General features: G+C 53.8%; 20 protein-coding genes and 1 pseudogene. 12 read left to right on the forward strand and 9 right to left on the reverse strand.

Annotation, left to right across the window (positions count from 1 at the left end; genetic code table 11):
- Positions 1-18 precede the first annotated feature (18 nt).
- Positions 19-1,032: a glycosyltransferase family 9 protein gene (locus KAJ71_RS17365; RefSeq protein WP_248946866.1), complete on the reverse strand. Its 1,014-nt coding sequence runs from the start codon at positions 1,030-1,032 to the stop codon at positions 19-21.
- Positions 1,033-1,155: 123 nt separating this feature from the next.
- Between KAJ71_RS17365 and waaA the strand changes: the two genes are divergently transcribed.
- From waaA to coaD, 3 genes are read left to right on the forward strand one after another with little or no spacing between them, the layout of a single operon-like run.
- Positions 1,156-2,433: a lipid IV(A) 3-deoxy-D-manno-octulosonic acid transferase gene (gene waaA, locus KAJ71_RS17370; RefSeq protein ID WP_186580558.1), complete on the forward strand. Its 1,278-nt coding sequence runs from the start codon at positions 1,156-1,158 to the stop codon at positions 2,431-2,433.
- Positions 2,434-3,207, forward strand: a complete 774-nt coding sequence (locus tag KAJ71_RS17375) for a glycosyltransferase family 2 protein (RefSeq protein ID WP_248946867.1) — start codon at positions 2,434-2,436, stop codon at positions 3,205-3,207.
- Positions 3,208-3,210: 3 nt separating this feature from the next.
- Positions 3,211-3,696, forward strand: a complete 486-nt coding sequence (gene coaD / locus KAJ71_RS17380; protein WP_248946868.1) for a pantetheine-phosphate adenylyltransferase — start codon at positions 3,211-3,213, stop codon at positions 3,694-3,696.
- On the opposite strand, the gene mutM is transcribed toward coaD, so the two are convergent.
- The 4 genes from mutM to radC form a co-directional block, all read right to left on the reverse strand.
- Positions 3,697-4,506, reverse strand: coding sequence for a bifunctional DNA-formamidopyrimidine glycosylase/DNA-(apurinic or apyrimidinic site) lyase (gene mutM / locus KAJ71_RS17385; RefSeq protein WP_248946869.1), 810 nt, complete (start codon positions 4,504-4,506; stop codon positions 3,697-3,699).
- A 207-nt stretch (positions 4,507-4,713) separates the two neighbouring features.
- Positions 4,714-4,881, reverse strand: a complete 168-nt coding sequence (gene rpmG / locus KAJ71_RS17390) for a 50S ribosomal protein L33 (protein WP_004392084.1) — start codon at positions 4,879-4,881, stop codon at positions 4,714-4,716.
- Between the two features lie 11 nt (positions 4,882-4,892).
- Positions 4,893-5,129 (reverse strand): 50S ribosomal protein L28, encoded by a 237-nt coding sequence (rpmB, locus tag KAJ71_RS17395; protein WP_004931195.1) that lies wholly within the window; start codon positions 5,127-5,129, stop codon positions 4,893-4,895.
- Positions 5,130-5,394: 265 nt separating this feature from the next.
- On the reverse strand, positions 5,395-6,078 hold the full coding sequence (gene radC / locus KAJ71_RS17400; protein ID WP_248946870.1) for a RadC family protein: 684 nt from the start codon (positions 6,076-6,078) through the stop codon (positions 5,395-5,397).
- Between the two features lie 183 nt (positions 6,079-6,261).
- Here radC and coaBC point away from each other — a divergent pair, with 183 nt between their 5' ends.
- From coaBC to slmA, 3 genes are all read left to right on the forward strand, one after another.
- A complete protein-coding gene (coaBC, locus tag KAJ71_RS17405) occupies positions 6,262-7,479 on the forward strand; it encodes a bifunctional phosphopantothenoylcysteine decarboxylase/phosphopantothenate--cysteine ligase CoaBC (protein ID WP_248946871.1) in 1,218 nt (405 codons plus the stop codon).
- Complete coding sequence (dut, locus tag KAJ71_RS17410; RefSeq protein WP_039996197.1) at positions 7,457-7,915, forward strand: dUTP diphosphatase; 459 nt, start codon at positions 7,457-7,459, stop codon at positions 7,913-7,915. The genes coaBC and dut overlap by 23 nt, the downstream gene beginning before the upstream one ends.
- A 341-nt stretch (positions 7,916-8,256) precedes the next feature.
- A complete protein-coding gene (gene slmA, locus KAJ71_RS17415) occupies positions 8,257-8,853 on the forward strand; it encodes a nucleoid occlusion factor SlmA (RefSeq protein WP_248946872.1) in 597 nt (198 codons plus the stop codon).
- Between the two features lie 240 nt (positions 8,854-9,093).
- Here slmA and pyrE read toward each other — a convergent pair whose 3' ends face one another.
- Positions 9,094-9,735, reverse strand: coding sequence for an orotate phosphoribosyltransferase (gene pyrE, locus KAJ71_RS17420; protein ID WP_248946873.1), 642 nt, complete (start codon positions 9,733-9,735; stop codon positions 9,094-9,096).
- A gap of 82 nt (positions 9,736-9,817) precedes the next feature.
- On the reverse strand, positions 9,818-10,534 hold the full coding sequence (gene rph, locus KAJ71_RS17425; protein WP_024482927.1) for a ribonuclease PH: 717 nt from the start codon (positions 10,532-10,534) through the stop codon (positions 9,818-9,820).
- Positions 10,535-10,660: 126 nt separating this feature from the next.
- Between rph and KAJ71_RS17430 the strand changes: the two genes are divergently transcribed.
- The gene (locus KAJ71_RS17430; RefSeq protein ID WP_248946874.1) at positions 10,661-11,524 is read left to right on the forward strand and encodes a YicC/YloC family endoribonuclease; all 864 of its coding nucleotides are present in this window, start codon (positions 10,661-10,663) and stop codon (positions 11,522-11,524) included.
- Positions 11,525-11,743: 219 nt separating this feature from the next.
- Positions 11,744-12,265, forward strand: a pseudogene (dinD, locus tag KAJ71_RS17435) (DNA damage-inducible protein D); the annotation flags it as partial.
- Here dinD and KAJ71_RS17440 read toward each other — a convergent pair.
- Positions 12,260-12,583 carry a hypothetical protein gene (locus KAJ71_RS17440; RefSeq protein WP_248946875.1) on the reverse strand — a complete coding sequence of 108 codons (324 nt, stop codon included), beginning with the start codon at positions 12,581-12,583 and terminating at the stop codon, positions 12,260-12,262. The pseudogene dinD and the gene KAJ71_RS17440 overlap by 6 nt on opposite strands.
- A gap of 119 nt (positions 12,584-12,702) precedes the next feature.
- On the opposite strand from KAJ71_RS17440, the gene KAJ71_RS17445 reads away from it, so the two are divergent.
- A complete protein-coding gene (locus KAJ71_RS17445) occupies positions 12,703-13,086 on the forward strand; it encodes a hypothetical protein (RefSeq protein ID WP_248946876.1) in 384 nt (127 codons plus the stop codon).
- A 42-nt stretch (positions 13,087-13,128) separates the two neighbouring features.
- Here KAJ71_RS17445 and KAJ71_RS17450 read toward each other — a convergent pair whose 3' ends face one another.
- On the reverse strand, positions 13,129-13,518 hold the full coding sequence (locus KAJ71_RS17450; protein WP_248946898.1) for a hypothetical protein: 390 nt from the start codon (positions 13,516-13,518) through the stop codon (positions 13,129-13,131).
- Between the two features lie 479 nt (positions 13,519-13,997).
- On the opposite strand from KAJ71_RS17450, the gene fdnG reads away from it, so the two are divergent.
- From fdnG to fdnI, 3 genes are read left to right on the forward strand one after another with little or no spacing between them, the layout of a single operon-like run.
- Positions 13,998-17,045, forward strand: coding sequence for a formate dehydrogenase-N subunit alpha (fdnG, locus tag KAJ71_RS17455; RefSeq protein ID WP_248946877.1), 3,048 nt, complete (start codon positions 13,998-14,000; stop codon positions 17,043-17,045).
- Positions 17,046-17,057: 12 nt separating this feature from the next.
- Entirely contained in the window at positions 17,058-17,951 is an 894-nt protein-coding gene (fdxH, locus tag KAJ71_RS17460) for a formate dehydrogenase subunit beta (RefSeq protein WP_248946878.1), read from the forward strand.
- On the forward strand, positions 17,938-18,579 hold the full coding sequence (fdnI, locus tag KAJ71_RS17465; RefSeq protein WP_024482937.1) for a formate dehydrogenase-N subunit gamma: 642 nt from the start codon (positions 17,938-17,940) through the stop codon (positions 18,577-18,579). The genes fdxH and fdnI overlap by 14 nt, the downstream gene beginning before the upstream one ends.
- Positions 18,580-18,585 lie beyond the last annotated feature (6 nt).

The raw sequence follows: 18,585 nt of genomic DNA on the forward strand, positions 1-18,585 counted from the left end.
ACCCTGCCTGGTTGTTAATTAATTCAAGGCCTGTATTTCTTGCCAAACCTCATCGACAGTAACATCGACGCAATCACCCGACTCGGTTTGCAGGATCCGATATTGCCCGCTCCACGGATGCCAAGACTCTTTATCCGTATCGCCAAAGAATACCACCATGCTTTTATTCAGTGCCGCGGCCAGATGCATCTGGCCACCGTCGCTGCACAGTACCCTGTCGCATAACTCGAAACCGGCCAACAGTTCGCGTACCGAGGCCGTTGGGTAAAGCGCTACCCTTTCATTCTGGCAGCCAGCCAATAACTGCTCGGCTCGCTTTTGATCGCCGATATCATCAGGCGTCAGCGTCCCCTGCGGTGACCAGAAGATCAGCACGCCGGTGGTGGGATCGGCAACCAGGCGGTTGATGATTTCGGCATAGCGCTCAATGGGCCAGCGCCGTTTTGGGCTGCGGCTGCTGATATGCACGGCAAACACCCGCTCAACCGGGGGCAACAGGCTATGCAAACGTTGCTGCGCTTGCTGCTGCTCTTCCGCAGTGAGGAAAACCTTCACCGGGGGAATGGGAATGGAGTGATCGGTGATGGCAGACAGGTAGCTGAAAGTGTGTTCCACCTGATGCTTGCCGTGAAAATCCGCCGCGCGGAAAGGATGATGAATTTCACTGGTACCAAGATCTGCACCAATAATATTTTTAACCCCGGCCATTTTTGCCAGGCGCAGGCTATATTTGCACCGCACCGGGTTAGCCAGAATGGCCGCATCAAACTTGATTTTTCTCAGCTGCAAAAATATCATCAGCCGTTCAAAATAGACTCCCAAGGTAGTCTCATTCTTGGCCTTGTGTTTGGCCTTCTTATAAACAAACACCTTGGTGAGATGCGGGTTATTTTTCACCACATCCTGGCTGACTTTATTGATAAGCAGATAGAGGTTGGCGTCAGGGTAAGCGGTTTTCACCCCTTCAATCAGCGGGGTAGTACACACGAGATCACCAATATTGTCGCGGCGGATAATTAAAATATTCTTCATTACAAACCTATCGGCGACATCTCTCGCCTGTTGTCCCAACCTGACACCGAGCCACCAAGTTAGCGCCTTTCCCTTCCGGTTATGGTACTATTCTGGATAACCCATATAAATGAAATTGATAGAATGCTGCTCCGTTTATATCAGGTACTACTCTACCTTATCCAACCCCTGATCTGGCTCCGCCTACTGCTGCGCAGCCGCAAAGCACCAGCCTACCGTAAACGCTGGGCGGAACGCTATGGTTTCTGCGCCGGGAAAGTAGTATCGGGCGGCATTATGCTGCATTCCGTTTCTGTTGGCGAAACCCTGGCGGCGATCCCGCTGGTTCGCGCCCTGCGCCATCGTTACCCTTATTTGCCGATTACTGTGACCACAATGACGCCAACGGGTTCCGAACGAGTGCAATCCGCTTTCGGTAAAGATGTGCATCACGTCTATCTGCCTTACGATCTGCCGGGTTCGATGCGCCGTTTCCTCGATCAGGTAGATCCCAAGCTGGTGATCATCATGGAAACCGAGCTGTGGCCCAACCTGATTAACGCCCTGCATCAGCGCCAAATCCCGCTGGTGATTGCCAACGCGCGTCTTTCTGCCCGTTCAGCGGCTGGCTACAAGAAAATCGGCGGTTTTATCCGTGATATCCTGCGCCGTATTACCCTAATCGCTGCGCAAAATCAGGAAGACGGCGAGCGCTTTATCGAACTGGGCCTCAAACGTTCACAGCTGACCGTCACCGGCAGCCTGAAGTTTGATATCTCCGTAACGCCAGAGCTGGCTGCCAGAGCCGTTACGCTACGCCGCCAATGGGCACCACGCCGCCCGGTGTGGATCGCCACCAGTACCCACGAAGGTGAAGAAACCATACTGCTGGAAGCCCACCGCCGGTTGCTGGAAAAACACCCCGACCTATTACTTATCCTAGTGCCACGCCACCCTGAGCGCTTCCCAACCGCCAAAGAGCTGACGCAAAAAGCGGGCTTCAGCTACACCACCCGCAGCAGCGGCGAAATCCCTTCCGGCAGCACGCAGGTCGTGATTGGCGATACCATGGGCGAACTGATGCTGCTGTACGGCATTGCCGATCTGGCCTTCGTCGGTGGCAGCCTGGTTGAGCGCGGGGGGCATAACCCACTGGAAGCGGCCGCCCATGCCATTCCGGTGCTGATGGGCCCACATACGTTCAACTTCAAAGATATCTGCGCCAAACTCTCCGAAGCGGGCGGGATGATCACCATCAGCGATGTCGATTCGTTGGTGAAAGAGATAGAAACACTGCTGACCGATGAAGATTATCGCCGCTATTACGGCCGCCACGCGGTTGAAGTGTTGTATCAGAACCAGGGGGCGTTGCAACGCCTGCTGCAACTGTTGGAGCCACACCTGCCGCCACGGAGCCACTGAATGAGCCACCGTAACAGCCTGTCGGTAGTGATGATTGCCAAAAACGAAGCCGAGTTGCTGAGCGAGTGCCTGCAATCGGTCGCCTGGGCTGATGAAATCATCGTGCTCGACTCCGGCAGCAGCGACAGCTCCGTCGCTTTGGCGGAAAGTTTGGGTGCCAAGGTATTTACCCATACCGATTGGCAAGGCTTCGGCAAGCAGCGGCAGAAGGCGCAAAGCTACGCCACTCAGGATTACGTACTGATGATCGACGCCGACGAGCGCGTCACGCCAGAATTGCGCCACTCCATCGAGCAGGTATTAGCCAACGCCGACGATAACGTCGTCTATAGCCTGGGCCGCCGTAACCTGTTTCTTGGCCGCTTTATGCGCCACAGCGGCTGGTACCCCGATCGGGTCAACCGGCTGTATGCCAATCAGCGCTATCGCTATAACGACGACCTGGTCCATGAATCCCTCAACACCGGCGGCGCAAAAGTCGTGCCACTGCAAGGCGATCTGCTGCACCTGACCTGCCGTGACTTTTTTGCCTTCCAGCGCAAACAACTGCATTACGCCGAGCAGTGGGCAATCCAACGCCACCAGGCCGGTAAGCGCTGCGGTTATCTGTCGATTCTCACCCACACGCTGGGTGCGTTCTGCAAAACCTGGCTGCTGCGGGCCGGTTTCCTCGACGGCAAACAGGGCTTGCTGTTAGCCGTGGTCAACGCGCAATATACCTTCAATAAATATGCCGCACTGTGGGCATTGGGCCGCAACTATTCAGAGAAGTGAACCATGAGCAGCAAAGCCATCTACCCAGGCACCTTCGATCCACTGACCAACGGCCATCTGGATCTGGTCACCCGAGCCTCACTGATGTTTGATCACGTGATCCTGGCCATTGCCGCCAGCTCGAGCAAAAAACCGCTGTTTACGCTGGAAGAACGCGTTGCCTTGGCCACGCAGGTGACCTCTCATCTGGATAACGTCGAGGTGCTGGGGTTCAGCGAGTTGATGGCGCACTTCGCCGCCCATCAGAACGCCAATATTCTGATACGCGGCCTGCGTGCGGTGTCCGACTTTGAATATGAATTGCAACTGGCGAACATGAACCGCCATCTGATGCCAACGTTGGAAAGCGTGTTTCTGATGCCTTCCGAGCAGTGGTCATTTATCTCTTCTTCCTTGGTGAAGGAAGTGGCACGTCATGGCGGCGACATCGCACCGTTCTTGCCGGATGTCGTCACCAAAGCGCTGATGGAAAAGCTCGCCGCGAAGTAATCAGTGCTGGCAGCGGCGGCAGAAGAAGGTGCTGCGCTGCCCGTGTTTGGCGCTCTCGATCGGTGTGCCACAGGCGCGGCAGGGTTCACCTGCCCGGCCATAGACCTGCAGTTCCTGCGCAAAATACCCCGGCTTACCGTCCGACTGCAGGAAGTCACGCAGCGTTGTTCCCCCTTGTTCAATTGAACGCAGCAACACCGCCTTGATGGTTTCGGCCAACAGATCCGCCTGCGCCTTGGTCAAGGATCCCGCCTGACGATCCGGTAGGATCCCGGCGGTAAACAGCGATTCGCTGGCATAGATATTCCCCACGCCAACCACCAGCTTGTTATCCATCAACCAAGGCTTGATCAGCGTACGCTTATTACGTGATTTCTCGTACAGGTAGGTGCCATTAAACTCTTCGCCCAGAGGTTCGGGGCCAAGATGAGCCAATACGTTGCTGGTGGCCAGATCTTCACACCACAGCCACGCACCAAAACGGCGCGGGTCGGTGTAGCGCAGGATAAAACCGTTGCTCATCACCAGATCGACATGGTCATGCTTACCTGCCTCGGTTTCCTCTGCCAGCATACGTAAGCTGCCGGACATCCCCAGATGCACGATAATCCAGCCGTGGTCCAACTCGATCAGTAGATACTTGGCACGGCGCTGTACGCTGCGCACCGGCCGATCGCTCAACGCCAGGATCTGCTCGGAGACCGGCCAACGCAGGCGAGCGTTACGCACCACCGCATACTGGATGTTGTGGCCAACAAGATAAGGCTCAATGCCACGGCGGCTGGTTTCGACTTCTGGTAATTCAGGCATGACTGGCTCCCTCTCTGCGTTTTTCTACTTTACCCTATGAATTTCAAGCTGTAGCTAGGCGACAAGAGCGTTAACTCCCTGGAGTTTACTTAGGTAAATGACAGGGATTCACGCTCGCAGGTAACAACGCTACAGCTTGAAAGGCGACGGGTAGCTTTATAAATGAAAAAACCCGGCCGAGGCCGGGTTTTCATTAATCCACTAAAATTATTTAATTTTAGCTTCTTTGTAGATCACGTGTTGACGGACAACTGGATCGAATTTCTTCAGTTCCAATTTTTCCGGCTTAGTACGCTTGTTCTTCGTGGTGGTATAGAAGTGACCAGTACCAGCAGAAGAAACCAGCTTGATCTTCTCGCGAACACCTTTAGCCATGATGCAGTTCCTTAATACTTCTCACCACGGGCACGCAGATCGGCCAAGACCGTCTCAATACCCTTCTTATCGATAACACGCATACCTTTAGCAGATACACGCAGAGTTACAAAGCGCTTCTCAGCCTCAACCCAAAAACGGTGTGAGTGCAGGTTAGGCAGAAAACGGCGTTTGGTCGCGTTCATTGCGTGGGAACGGTTGTTACCGCTCACCGGGCGCTTGCCAGTAACTTGGCAGACTCGTGACATGTCTTATTCTCCAAAAATCAAATCAGCTCGAGCTTCGTATAGGGTATGGCCGCCTCGTCAGGCTTTTAGAGCCCATCTCAGCAAACTTCATACTGAGGAGACTCTCGTCATCAGGTCAGAAACCTCACATCAGGTTGGAAACCTGCTGAGATAGGCTCTTAACGCCAAACCCAAGATTCTCAAAGGTGGCGTAGTATACGCTCTGAAGCGTAAGTGCTCAAGTCCCGAACAGCTAAAGATCCCTCAAGGATCGCGAAAAAGTTGCTTATAGCCATCCGCGCTCGGCAAAAGAGACGCATTCACCCCGGCCTATCACCAAATGATCGAGCACTCGGATCTCCAATAACTGGCAGGCATTAACCACTTGCTCGGTTATCAAACGGTCGGCGTGACTGGGTTCAGCCTTACCCGAAGGATGATTATGCGCCAGAATGAGGGCTGCTGCATTAGCCTTCAACGCCGCACGCACAATTTCTCTTGGGTGGACAACGACGCTGTTGATGGTACCAGCAAACATCTCCTGATGGCGAATAACCCGGTGCTGATTGTCTAAAAACAACACTAAAAACACCTCTCGCTCATGGTTAGCCAGCAAACTGTGTAGGTAATGCTGGGTAATTTTTGGGTTCAGCAGCGCATTTTCCAGCAAATGGGGGCCGGAAAACAGCCTGAGTGCTAATTCGGAAATTGCCTGCAACTGCGCATAGGTGGCAATCCCCAGCCCTTTCTGACTACGAAATTGTTCGTAGTCCGCCGAAACCAGGTGATACAGCGAACCAAAGTGCGCCAGCAGCTGTTCAGCCCGCTGTGAGACGTGCACCCCAGGTAGCCCGGTTCGCAAAAAGATCGCCAGCAGCTCCATATCGGATAGCGCCGCAGCGCCATCACGCATCAATTTTTCCCTGGGTGCCAAAGCCCCAGGCCATAACGACATATCCTGACGGCTCATTGCCACCTCCCTGCCTGCTACAGCAGCATGTCACGGGGAATTTCATCGCGCGACAGGTGATTGATAATATTGCGAAGTGTTACGAAAAACCGCATGTAACTGGCTGCATACACAGCAGAATCGCTCAACCTGGCAGCGGTTATGCTAAAATGTTCGCCTCTTTCGGTTTTCAATCGGACAATCATGATGACGGGACTTTCCGGCAAACATATTGTGCTTGGCATCAGTGGCGGTATTGCCGCTTACAAATGCCCTGAGCTGGTGCGCCGCCTGCGCGATAGAGGCGCCGAGGTAAGAGTGGTGATGACCAGCGCAGCCAAAGCCTTCATTACCCCACTGACGCTGCAGGCCGTTTCCGGTTATCCGGTTTTCGACGATCTGCTGGATCCCGCAGCAGAAGCCGCCATGGGCCATATTGAATTGGGTAAATGGGCCGATCTGGTGATCCTGGCCCCGGCCACCGCCGATCTGCTGGCCCGCGTTGCCGCCGGCATGGCCAACGATCTGCTGACCACGGTCTGCCTGGCCACGGATGCTCCGATCGCGGCAGCACCGGCCATGAACCAGCAGATGTACCGCGCCGCCGCCACTCAGGCCAATCTACAGACCCTACAAGGGCGTGGTTTGCTGCTGTGGGGGCCAGACAGCGGTAGCCAGGCCTGTGGCGATATCGGACCGGGCCGCATGCTGGATCCGTTGGCGATAGTGGAGCTGGCTAACGCTCATTTCTCTGCACCGCAGGATCTGCAACATTTAAAGATTATGATCACCGCAGGCCCCACCCGTGAGGCACTGGATCCGGTGCGTTTCATCAGCAACCACAGCTCCGGCAAGATGGGTTTTGCTATCGCGAAGGCCGCCGCCGCTCGTGGTGCGCAAGTGACGTTGGTCGCCGGGCCGGTCAACCTGCCTACACCGCCTTGGGTTACCCGTGTGGATGTCGTCAGCGCGCTGGAAATGGAGCAAGCCGTGCAACAGCACGCCACGCAGCAGAACATCTTTATCTCCTGCGCCGCCGTGGCGGACTATCGCGCCGAACAGATTGCCGATGAGAAAATCAAAAAGCAGGGTGATGAAATCACCCTCAAGATGATCAAGAATCCCGATATTGTCGCGGGCGTTGCCGCGATGAGCAAAAATCGTCCGTTTGTCGTCGGGTTTGCGGCTGAAACCCAGAATGTGGAAGAATACGCGCGACAAAAACTACTGCGTAAGAAACTGGATTTAATCTGTGCTAACGATGTATCGCTTGCAGAGCACGGTTTTAACAGTGATACCAATGCCCTGCATCTTTTTTGGCAGGATGGAGACAAGCGCCTGCCGCATAGCGACAAAGCACTCCTTGGCCAACGTTTACTAGACGAGATAGTCAGCCGTTATGATGAAAAAAATCGACGTTAAGATCCTTGACCCACGTATCGGTCAAGATTTCCCATTGCCGACCTATGCCACCCCAGGCTCTGCCGGGCTTGATCTGCGCGCCTGTCTGGACAGCGCGGTTGAGCTGGCACCAGGCGAAACCACCCTGCTGCCTACCGGCCTGGCTATCCACATCGCCGATACCGGTCTTGCAGCAGTGATCCTGCCACGCTCCGGTCTGGGCCATAAGCACGGCGTAGTGCTGGGTAACCTGGTTGGCCTGATCGATTCCGATTATCAGGGCCAGTTGATGGTATCCGTATGGAACCGTGGTCAGAAATCCTTCACTATCGAGCCGGGTGAGCGCATCGCACAGATGGTATTTGTGCCAGTGGTACAAGCCGAGTTTAATCTGGTGGAAGAGTTCGATAGCAGCGAACGTGGTACCGGTGGCTTTGGCCACTCGGGTCGCCAATAGATTGCGCCCGTAACAGGATAATTGGCAGGGATGGCGTCTACAATGCGGCACGGTTGGTACCGCACGGAGAATAAAGGTCTGCAAGACCATATACCCTATGGATTTCAAGTTACAGCCAGGCGACAAGTTTGTTCATCCCCAGTCACTTACTTTTGTAAGTGACTGGGGTGGACACAACGCTGTAGCTTGAAAGACGACGGGTATGACCTAAAAACACCGCACAACAGCGATCATATAAGCCGCACAGAGTTTGCTCTGCAACGGCCGGTGCGCGGGTTTTCGCAAATCTATACCCGAAGAGATTGAGGGGATAAGCCGTTTTAGCAAGGGTCTAATCAAACATGGCAGAAAAAGAAAATACCAAAAGGAATCGGCGTGAGGAGATATTGCAGGCGTTAGCCCAGATGCTGGAATCCAGCGACGGCAGCCAGCGCATTACCACAGCCAAGCTTGCCGCAAACGTTGGTGTCTCTGAGGCTGCCCTTTATCGGCATTTCCCCAGCAAGACGCGGATGTTTGACAGCCTGATCGAGTTTATTGAAGACAGCCTGATAACGCGTATCAACCTGATCTTGCAGGATGAAAAAGAGACGTTCAACCGTCTACGCCTGATTGTGTTGTTGGTGCTAGGGTTTGCAGAACGCAATCCAGGCCTGACCAGGATTATGACCGGCCACGCGCTGATGTTTGAGCAAGATCGCCTGCAAGGCAGGATCAACCAGTTGTTCGAGCGTATAGAAGCGCAACTGCGTCAAGTATTGAAGGAACGTAAGCTCCGGGAAGGAAAAGGCTTTATCGTCGATGAAACCTTGCTGGCGAGCCAGATACTGGCTTTCTGTGAAGGGATGCTGTCGCGCTATGTTCGCTCCGAATTCCGCTACCGCCCAACGCAGGATTTCGATGCCCGCTGGCCGCTGTTAGCGGCACAACTGCAATAATAAAGGATTGAATCGGTAGTACTCCATAGCCGTTTATACCCTATGGATTTTGAGTTGGCCGCTCTTGCGCATCCCTGCGCTCGCGGCATTTGTACATCCATGTACATCACAGCTAGGCGACAAGCTTACTCATCCCCAGGAGCTTACTTTTCGTAAGTGACTGGGGTGAGTAAGTGCAGGTAACAACGCTGCAGCTTGAAAGACGACGGGTATAACCGGGTTTAGCCCGGCGTTATTACTTTAAACCCCGTACTGCTCGCGATAGGCCCGCACAGCCACCAGGCTTTCTGCCATTTCCGGCTGTTCTTCCAGGTAAGCAATCAACTCCTTGAGCGTAATAATCGAGATCACTTTGCAGTGATAATCACGCTCCACTTCCTGGATCGCAGAAATGTCGGCACGGCCACGTTCCTGACGATCGAGAGAAATCAGCACACCGGCCAAGCTGGCATTATGGGCACTGATAATTTCCATCGATTCACGAATGGCCGTCCCGGCGGTGATCACATCATCCACCAGCATCACACGTCCCTGCAGCGGGCTGCCTACCAGCGTGCCACCTTCGCCATGCTCTTTGGCTTCTTTACGGTTGAAGCAATAAGGCACATCGCGATTGTGATGTTCCGCCAATGCCACAGCGGTGGTGGTCGCGATCGGGATACCTTTGTAGGCAGGGCCAAACAGCAGATCGAACTCGATGCCGGAATCCACCAACGCTTCGGCATAAAAACGCCCTAACAGCGCCAGATCACGCCCGGTATTAAACAGGCCGGCATTGAAGAAATAGGGGCTGGTACGGCCGGATTTCAGGGTGAACTCGCCGAACTTCAATACCTGCTTGCGGAGCGCAAACTCGATAAACTGGCGCTGGTAGGCTTTCATTACTGCTTCTCCTAATTTGGTCGGTAACTTTGGTTCTATTTTCCGGGCATAAAAAAGGCGACTGCTTGGTCGCCTTTAAAAATCAGTCTGCCAGCGCCGCTTTCTGCGCCTGGAAGATGGTTTCGATGCCCCCTCGGGCCAGCGCCAGTAGCGCCAATAGCTCATCGTGGCTGAACGGCTCACCCTCGGCGGTGCCTTGCACCTCGATCATGCGGCCATCTTCCATCATCACCACGTTCATATCGGTTTCTGCGGCGGAATCTTCCACATACTCCAGATCGCACAGCGCTTCGCCACCAACGATACCTACCGAAACCGCAGCCACCATCCCTTTCATCGGATTGGCTTTCAGTTTACCGGCGGCAACCAGCGCATTCAGCGCATCGGCCAGCGCCACACAGGCTCCAGAGATAGAAGCGGTACGGGTGCCGCCATCGGCTTGCAGCACATCGCAGTCCAAGGTGATGGTGAACTCACCGAGCTTTTTCAGATCCACTGCAGCACGCAGTGAACGAGCGATCAGACGCTGGATCTCCAACGTACGGCCACCCTGCTTGCCTTTAGCCGCTTCGCGGGCATTACGGCTGTGGGTTGAACGCGGTAACATACCGTATTCTGCGGTGATCCACCCTTGTCCCTGGCCTTTCAAGAAGCGCGGAACGCCCTCTTCTACCGTGGCGGTGCACAAAACTTTGGTATCGCCAAACTCAACCAGCACTGAACCTTCAGCGTGTTTCGTGTAGTGACGGGTCAGTGTCAGGGGGCGAACTTGTTGTGGTGCTCTGCCTGCAGGACGCATGGGCTCTCTCCGGCTTCTTATTAACGTTTGGCTGCGCATTATACGGGCTTCGTGACGTTATGCCTATCCTGCCCGCAGGTGCAACGCTATAATCGTTCCATCTTTTCCTATTTACGGGTACGCACAATGATCCGCAGCATGACCGCCTACGCCCGGCGTGAAATCAAGGGTGAATGGGGCAGCGCAGCTTGGGAGCTGCGTTCCGTTAACCAACGCTACTTAGAAACCTACATCCGCCTGCCTGAGCAGTTCCGCAGCCTTGAGCCGGTGATCCGCGAGCGTATCCGTGGCCGCCTGACGCGCGGCAAAGTGGAGTGCAACCTGCGCTTTGAGCTCGACCCAAGTGCACAAAGCTCGATGATCCTGAACGAAAAACTGGCCAAGCAGCTGGTTGAAGCAGCCAATTGGGTCAAAATGCAGAGCGACGAAGGGGAAATCGATCCGATCGACGTCCTGCGCTGGCCGGGCGTGATGTCCGCTCAGGAACAGGATCTGGATCTCATCAGCAACGAGCTGATGCAAGCGCTGGAAGGCGCACTGGATGATTTCATCGTGGCTCGCGAAAGCGAAGGCACCGCGCTGAAAGCCCTGATCGAGCAACGCCTCGACGGCGTGAGCGCCGAAGTGGTCAAAGTACGCGCCCAGATGCCTAATATCCTGCAATGGCAGCGCGAACGTTTGGTCAGCAAGCTGGAAGAAGCCCAGGTGCAGCTGGAAAACACTCGCCTGGAGCAGGAACTGGTGCTGATGGCACAGCGTATCGACGTCGCCGAAGAGCTGGACCGCCTGGAAGCCCACGTCAAAGAAACGCACAACATCCTGAGGAAGAAAGAAGCCGTTGGCCGTCGCCTCGACTTTATGATGCAGGAATTCAACCGCGAATCGAATACGCTGGCGTCCAAGTCGATTAATGCCGAAGTGACTACCTCAGCGATTGAGCTGAAGGTGCTGATAGAGCAGATGCGCGAGCAGATCCAGAATATTGAGTAAGTATTAAGTCGCTACCACTGGGTAGCTAAAAACCTTAGAGCCCGCACATTAGCGGGCTTTTTTGTAGTGATGAACTAGCATAACGAATCAAGAAAGTGCACACTTTTCATACACCAAGATACGCTCCTATCGCTGTTCCCCTGCTATTAGTTATACCGATATCGCATATCTTGTCACGGGAACTATCAGCCAATCATTTCAGCATCATGGAGATTTGAGATGAACAAACAGCACCAGCCTTTCGAAAACCTTCGCCTTCACACTGAAGATGGTAACGAGTATTGGTCAGCAAGAGATTTAGCTCCTTTACTGGAATATAAGGACTGGAGGAACTTTCTGAATGTTTTATCCAGAGCGACCCAAGCCTGTGAAACCAGCAACCTGGAGGTTTCAGACCATTTCGTTGAAGCCACCAAAAAGGTATTGCTAGGTTCTGGAGCTTACCGTGAATTAGATGATGTTCTACTATCTCGATATGCATGCTACTTGGTTGTGCAGAATGGTGACCCAAACAAACCCGTTATCGCTGCTGGACAGACCTATTTCGCCATCCAAACCAGACGACAAGAACTTGCTGATGATGAAACCTTCAAACGCCTGCGTGAAGATGAAAAACGACTTTTCCTGCGTAATGAGTTAAAAGAACATAACAAACAATTGGTTGAAACCGCACACTTGGCAGGGGTGGAAACAACTCTGGATTTCGCCATATTTCAGAACCATGGCTATCAAGGCCTATACTTCCAGGTAACCCTGTCCAAGAGAAACCGATAAGATAACGCCACCGAGCAACTGGTTTATATCTTCAATCGCGTTTTCAACCCAGCGAATCTGACTATCATAGATATCGAAAGGTAACGATAGATCATTTGAAAGCCACAGATCATCGAACTTGGACCAGGCCACGGCTATTATCTGGCCGTTATCAAACACCAGCCTGATAGGTAAATCATTCAATGGTTCCCACTGGTCAAAAAAGATCTCTGCAGTAGAGTAACCCACCAATGTTGCCCCCATGCACTTCCCAAATACCTTTTGTATTACTGCAACTTTGTTCACGCACCCTCCCGGTATCGCAAGTTCTGTTTCTCCGGCTCATCATTACCACTACAATAGCCGCCCCGGCAAGATAGACGAGCACGGTTTGGGACATCAATAACCCTAAGGAAAGCGTACAAATGCCAAAAATAAAAAGCCAAGAAACTCTGGTACGCGAGCGTAAGCGCTGGGTGGTGCTTGCGATACTGGTGATAATCATTACTGGCTGTTACCAGTGGTGGAAACAAGGGACACTGCGATACGAAGAGTGGAGCCCCAACCAGCAGTATGTGGTGCGCTATTATAAAACCTTCGAGTTTATTCCGCGCTTCACCATGCCTGGCGATGGCGGGCATTACTCCGGCTACATGCGGGTTTATGACCGAAACGGCAAGCAGTTCTACGAAGAGTATTCCGACCTGCTCGACTTTGTCGAAGGTCCATTCTGGGCAAAAGAAGGCGTCTATTGGATGGGTAACGACAATCAGGACATCGTTCGCCTACCCACTTCACCGGTAGATTGAAGCTTGCGGACAAGTGGCCTCCAGAAGGGAGGCTTAACCCGGTCAGCTATAAACGGCGGCCTGTTCTTCGGTGATCAGCTCCATCTTTTCAAGCCGAACCGCAATGCCGCGCAGTGAGCGCCCAAACGCCACGCTTAACGCCTCTATCGTTTTGCCACCGCTGTAGCCTTCCTCCAATAGCTTCCTGTCTTCTTCCGACCAGGGGAAATTGAAGTTGGCGGGCCTGCCTTCGGCAATATTTTTCTGCCGCCGCTCCTCGGGCGATAACTTCGCCTTTTTCACACGTTCCCGCTCGGCGTGAAACTCACCTGCCAGGGCAAACAACATCCGGATCGTCTCTGGGGAATGAACCAGCGAAGTATGATTCAAAAACTCCCCCGTTTCAGGGTTAATCCCCCTCGCCAGCGCACGCAGCGTCAAGTAGGTCTGCATCATGGTTTCCGTCCTTCAAAAATCTATCCGTCATTCTCGCAGCTCGTTCCCTGCCTATTTTCGCTCATAAAACGATCGACTCAACGAGTTGATCGGATCACGTGTTAATTTTGCGAAGCAAATTCCAAATTAACTCCATTTTTTGCAAGAAAATAACCACTTAAAAACAATAACCATCCGAAAAACAGGATATTTAATACCGTCGGTAATTCTCGCGACAATCAATGAAAAGCATTTTTTAAAATAGCATCGGGGTACGCCACATAAAGTTTTACATGGTAACTAATTAGATTAATTTATCTTTCCCTAGACATCGTCTGAAAGCGATAAATTAAGGATTACTCACCACGGCGCTGGCTACTTATTAAGGAGTATTTTCCCGCTAACTCTCCCTTATATTGATTTCCCTCAATAACGCTTGGGTTATTGCTGTTAGTTTGCCATGACTAAAAAACCACTGATAAGCATTAGGGAAAGCAATGGACGTCAATCGCAGACAGTTTTTTAAAATCTGCGCTGGCGGGATGGCTGGGACCACGGTGGCAGCATTAGGCTTCGCGCCCAAGGCTGCGTTAGCGGAAACGCGCAACTACAAATTATTGCGCGCCAAAGAAACCCGCAACACCTGTACCTACTGTTCCGTAGGCTGCGGTTTATTGATGTATAGCCTGGGCGATGGGGCAAAAAACGCCAAATCGACGATTTTCCATATCGAAGGCGACGCAGATCACCCGGTAAACCGCGGGGCACTGTGCCCGAAAGGCGCTGGCCTGCTGGACTATATCCACAGCGATAGCCGCCTGCGTTACCCAGAGTATCGCGCACCGGGTTCAGATAAATGGCAGCGTATCAGTTGGAATGAGGCCTTTGAGCGCATTGCCAGGCTGATGAAAAATGACCGGGATGCCAACTTCGAAGCCACCAACGCCGCTGGCGTAACGGTAAACCGTTGGCTCTCTACCGGGATGTTATGCGCCTCTGCGGCCAGCAACGAAACCGGTATGCTGACACAAAAGTTTGTCCGATCGCTGGGCATGCTGGCAGTTGATAACCAAGCGCGTGTCTGACACGGACCAACGGTAGCAAGTCTTGCTCCAACATTTGGTCGCGGTGCAATGACCAACCACTGGGTTGATATCAAAAACGCCAACGTTGTGATGGTGATGGGCGGCAACGCCGCTGAAGCGCATCCGGTGGGATTCCGCTGGGCGATGGAAGCCAAAAACAACAACGACGCCACGTTAATCGTCGTCGATCCCCGCTTTACCCGTACCGCATCGGTCGCCGATATCTACGCGCCGATCCGCTCCGGCACCGACATTACCTTCCTGTCGGGCGTATTGCTGTACCTGATTTCCAACAACAAGATCAACGCTGAATACGTCAAACATTACACCAACGCCAACTTGTTGGTCCGGGATGACTTTACGTTTGAAGACGGGTTGTTCAGCGGTTATGACGAAAACAAGCGCCAGTACGACAAAACCACCTGGAACTACCAGTTTGGTGAAGATGGCTATGCCTTGCGTGATGATACGCTCCAGCATCCGCGTTGCGTCTGGAACCTGCTGAAAGCACACGTCAGCCGCTACACGCCAGAAGTGGTGGAAAACATCTGCGGCACCCCGAAAGAAGATTTCCTGAAGGTGTGTGAAGTCCTGGCCTCCACCAGCGCGGCAGACCGTACCACCACCTTCCTGTATGCCTTGGGTTGGACCCAGCATACGGTCGGGGCGCAGAACATCCGCACCATGGCGATGATCCAGTTACTACTCGGCAACATGGGCATGGCGGGCGGCGGCATCAACGCCCTGCGCGGTCACTCCAACATTCAGGGATTGACCGATATTGGCCTGCTGTCCACCAGCCTGCCGGGTTACCTGACGCTGCCTTCGGATAAACAGACCGATCTGGCCACCTATTTGGCCGCCAATACGCCAAAAGCCACCTTGCCTGGCCAGGTTAACTATTGGAGCAATTACCCGAAATTCTTCGTCAGCCTGATGAAGAGCTTCTACGGCGACGCTGCCCAGAAAGAAAATAACTGGGGCTTTGATTGGTTGCCGAAGTGGGATCAGTCCTACGACGTCATGAAGTACTTCCAGATGATGGATCAGAATAAGGTCAACGGCTATATCTGCCAGGGCTTTAACCCGGTCGCCTCCTTCCCGGATAAGAATCAGGTGGTCGCCTCACTGGCCAAGCTGAAGTATCTGGTGATCATCGACCCGCTGGTCACGGAAACCTCCAATTTCTGGCAGAACCACGGCGAGATGAACGATGTTGATACCGCGTCGATCCAAACCGAAGTGTTCCGGCTGCCATCCACCTGCTTTGCCGAAGAAGACGGCTCGATCGCCAACTCCGGCCGCTGGCTGCAATGGCACTGGAAAGGTGGCGATGCCCCAGGCGAAGCGATTACTGACGGTGAGATCCTGGCTGGTCTGTACCATCGCCTGCGCCAGATGTATGGCAGCGAAGGCGGTAAAGGTGTCGACCCCTTGCTGAAGATGGGCTGGCACTATAAACGGCCAGATCACCCTGAATCCGAGGAAGTGGCCAAAGACAGCAACGGCTACGCGCTGGAAGATCTGTATGACGCCAACGGCAACCTGTTGGCGAAAAAAGGCCAACTGCTGGATTCCTTCGCGATGCTGCGCGATGACGGAAGCACGGCTTCAGCCTGCTGGATCTATACCGGCAGTTGGACCAGCAAGGGCAACCAGATGGCCAACCGTGATAACAGCGATCCGTCCGGGTTGGGCAACACGCTGGGCTGGGCCTGGGCATGGCCGCTGAACCGCCGCATTATCTACAACCGCGCCTCCGCTGACCCAATGGGTAAACCTTGGGATCCGCAACGCATGCTGATTGAATGGAACGGCAGTAAGTGGGTCGGGAATGATATTCCAGACTACAACACCGCCGCACCGGGCAGCGGCGTTGGGCCGTTCATCATGCAACAGGAAGGGCTTGGCAGGCTATTTGCCCTCGACAAAATGGCCGAAGGGCCGTTCCCGGAACACTACGAGCCGTTTGAAACGCCGTTGGGCACCAACCCACTGCATCCAAACGTGATCTCTAACCCGGCGGCCCGTCTCTATCCGTCCGACGCCAAGCGCATGGGTGATAAATCCGAGTTCCCTTACGTCGGTACCACCTATCGTCTGACCGAGCATTTCCACACCTGGACCAAGCACGCGCGCCTTAACGCGATCATGCAGCCGGAGCAGTTCGTGGAAATCAGTGAACGTCTGGCGAAGGAGAAAGGGATTGAGCAAGGCGATACCGTCAAGGTCAGCAGCAAACGCGGCTTTATCAAGGCGAAAGCCGTAGTGACCCGCCGTCTGCAAACCCTGAAGGTTAACGGGCAGGATGTCGACACCATCGGTATTCCACTGCATTGGGGCTTTGAAGGGGCAGCCCGCAAAGGCTATCTGGCCAACACCCTGACGCCGTTTGTCGGCGATGCAAACTCGCAAACGCCGGAATACAAGGCGTTTCTGGTTAACGTGGAAAAGGTGTAAGGAGCCGAATTTATGTCCATGCAATCCCAAGACATTATCAAACGTTCGGCCACCAACACCCTGACGCCGCCGCCACAAGCGCGTGATTACAAGGTTGAGGTCGCCAAGCTGATTGATGTTTCCACCTGCATCGGTTGCAAGGCCTGTCAGGTGGCCTGTTCCGAGTGGAACGACATTCGCGATGAAGTGGGCCACTGCGTCGGGGTTTATGACAACCCCGCCGATCTGAGTGCCAAATCCTGGACGCTGATGCGTTTCTCGGAAGTGGAGCAGAACGGCAAGCTGGAATGGCTGATCCGTAAGGATGGCTGCATGCACTGCGCAGATCCGGGTTGCCTGAAGGCCTGCCCGTCTGCCGGGGCGATTATCCAATATGCCAACGGCATCGTGGATTTTCAGTCCGAGCACTGTATCGGCTGTGGTTACTGCATCAGCGGCTGCCCGTTCAACATTCCACGGCTGAACCCGCAAGACAACCGGGCGTACAAATGTACCCTGTGCGTTGACCGCGTCAGCGTGGGCCAGGAACCGGCCTGTGTGAAAACCTGCCCAACGGGCGCAATCCACTTTGGCACCAAGGCAGAAATGCTGGACGTGGCACAGGAACGGGTCGAGAAGCTGAAGAAACGCGGCTTTGACCATGCGGGCGTGTATAACCCGCAAGGCGTTGGCGGCACCCACGTGATGTACGTACTGCACCATGCCGATAACCCTGAGCTGTATCACAATCTGCCAAAAGACCCGCATATCGATCTGTCGATCGGGCTGTGGAAAAGCGTGCTCAAACCCTTATCCGTGGCTGGCTTCATCGCCACCTTTGCCGGTTTGATTTACCACTACATCGGCATTGGCCCGAACAAGGAAGTGGATGATGAGGACGAGGAGGACCATCATGAGCAAAAGTAAAATGATCGTTCGCACCAAGTTTATCGACCGGGCCTGTCACTGGACGGTGGTCATCTGCTTCTTCCTGGTGTCGCTGTCCGGCATTGCGCTGTTCTTCCCAACACTGCAATGGCTGACTGAAACCTTTGGTACGCCGCAGATGGGCCGCATCCTGCACCCTTTCTTTGGCGTACTGATCTTTATCGCGCTGATGTTTATGTTCTTCCGATTTGTGAAGCATAACATCCCCGAGAAAGAGGACTTGCCGTGGGTCAAAGGCATCGTGGAAGTGCTGAAGGGCAATGAGCATAAGGTCGCTGACGTCGGCAAATATAATGCCGGTCAGAAGATGATGTTCTGGAGCATCATGAGCATGATTTTCGTGCTGTTGATCACCGGTATTATCATTTGGCGCCCTTATTTCGCCCACAACTTCCCGATCCCGGTGATCCGCTATGCGCTGTTGATCCACGCCGCGTCGGCGATCGTGCTGATCCACGCCATTCTGATCCATATGTATATGGCATTCTGGGTGAAGGGCTCGATCAAAGGCATGATTGAAGGCAAGGTCAGCCGCCGCTGGGCGAAGAAGCATCACCCACGCTGGTACCGTAAGGTCGAAGCTGAAGAACAGAAAGACGAGCAGTAAACCGTT

Source organism: Serratia silvae, from assembly GCF_023282985.1.
GTDB classification, from domain to species: domain Bacteria; phylum Pseudomonadota; class Gammaproteobacteria; order Enterobacterales; family Enterobacteriaceae; genus Chania; species Chania silvae.

Coding starts and splice junctions, on each gene's coding strand:
- KAJ71_RS17365 (WP_248946866.1), bottom strand. CDS start 1,032: ATGAAGAATATTTTAATTATCCGCCGCGACAATATTGGTGATCTCGTG.
- waaA (WP_186580558.1), top strand. CDS start 1,156: ATGCTGCTCCGTTTATATCAGGTACTACTCTACCTTATCCAACCCCTG.
- KAJ71_RS17375 (WP_248946867.1), top strand. CDS start 2,434: ATGAGCCACCGTAACAGCCTGTCGGTAGTGATGATTGCCAAAAACGAA.
- coaD (WP_248946868.1), top strand. CDS start 3,211: ATGAGCAGCAAAGCCATCTACCCAGGCACCTTCGATCCACTGACCAAC.
- mutM (WP_248946869.1), bottom strand. CDS start 4,506: ATGCCTGAATTACCAGAAGTCGAAACCAGCCGCCGTGGCATTGAGCCT.
- rpmG (WP_004392084.1), bottom strand. CDS start 4,881: ATGGCTAAAGGTGTTCGCGAGAAGATCAAGCTGGTTTCTTCTGCTGGT.
- rpmB (WP_004931195.1), bottom strand. CDS start 5,129: ATGTCACGAGTCTGCCAAGTTACTGGCAAGCGCCCGGTGAGCGGTAAC.
- radC (WP_248946870.1), bottom strand. CDS start 6,078: ATGAGCCGTCAGGATATGTCGTTATGGCCTGGGGCTTTGGCACCCAGG.
- coaBC (WP_248946871.1), top strand. CDS start 6,262: ATGATGACGGGACTTTCCGGCAAACATATTGTGCTTGGCATCAGTGGC.
- dut (WP_039996197.1), top strand. CDS start 7,457: ATGATGAAAAAAATCGACGTTAAGATCCTTGACCCACGTATCGGTCAA.
- slmA (WP_248946872.1), top strand. CDS start 8,257: ATGGCAGAAAAAGAAAATACCAAAAGGAATCGGCGTGAGGAGATATTG.
- pyrE (WP_248946873.1), bottom strand. CDS start 9,735: ATGAAAGCCTACCAGCGCCAGTTTATCGAGTTTGCGCTCCGCAAGCAG.
- rph (WP_024482927.1), bottom strand. CDS start 10,534: ATGCGTCCTGCAGGCAGAGCACCACAACAAGTTCGCCCCCTGACACTG.
- KAJ71_RS17430 (WP_248946874.1), top strand. CDS start 10,661: ATGATCCGCAGCATGACCGCCTACGCCCGGCGTGAAATCAAGGGTGAA.
- KAJ71_RS17445 (WP_248946876.1), top strand. CDS start 12,703: ATGCCAAAAATAAAAAGCCAAGAAACTCTGGTACGCGAGCGTAAGCGC.
- KAJ71_RS17450 (WP_248946898.1), bottom strand. CDS start 13,518: ATGCAGACCTACTTGACGCTGCGTGCGCTGGCGAGGGGGATTAACCCT.
- fdxH (WP_248946878.1), top strand. CDS start 17,058: ATGTCCATGCAATCCCAAGACATTATCAAACGTTCGGCCACCAACACC.
- fdnI (WP_024482937.1), top strand. CDS start 17,938: ATGAGCAAAAGTAAAATGATCGTTCGCACCAAGTTTATCGACCGGGCC.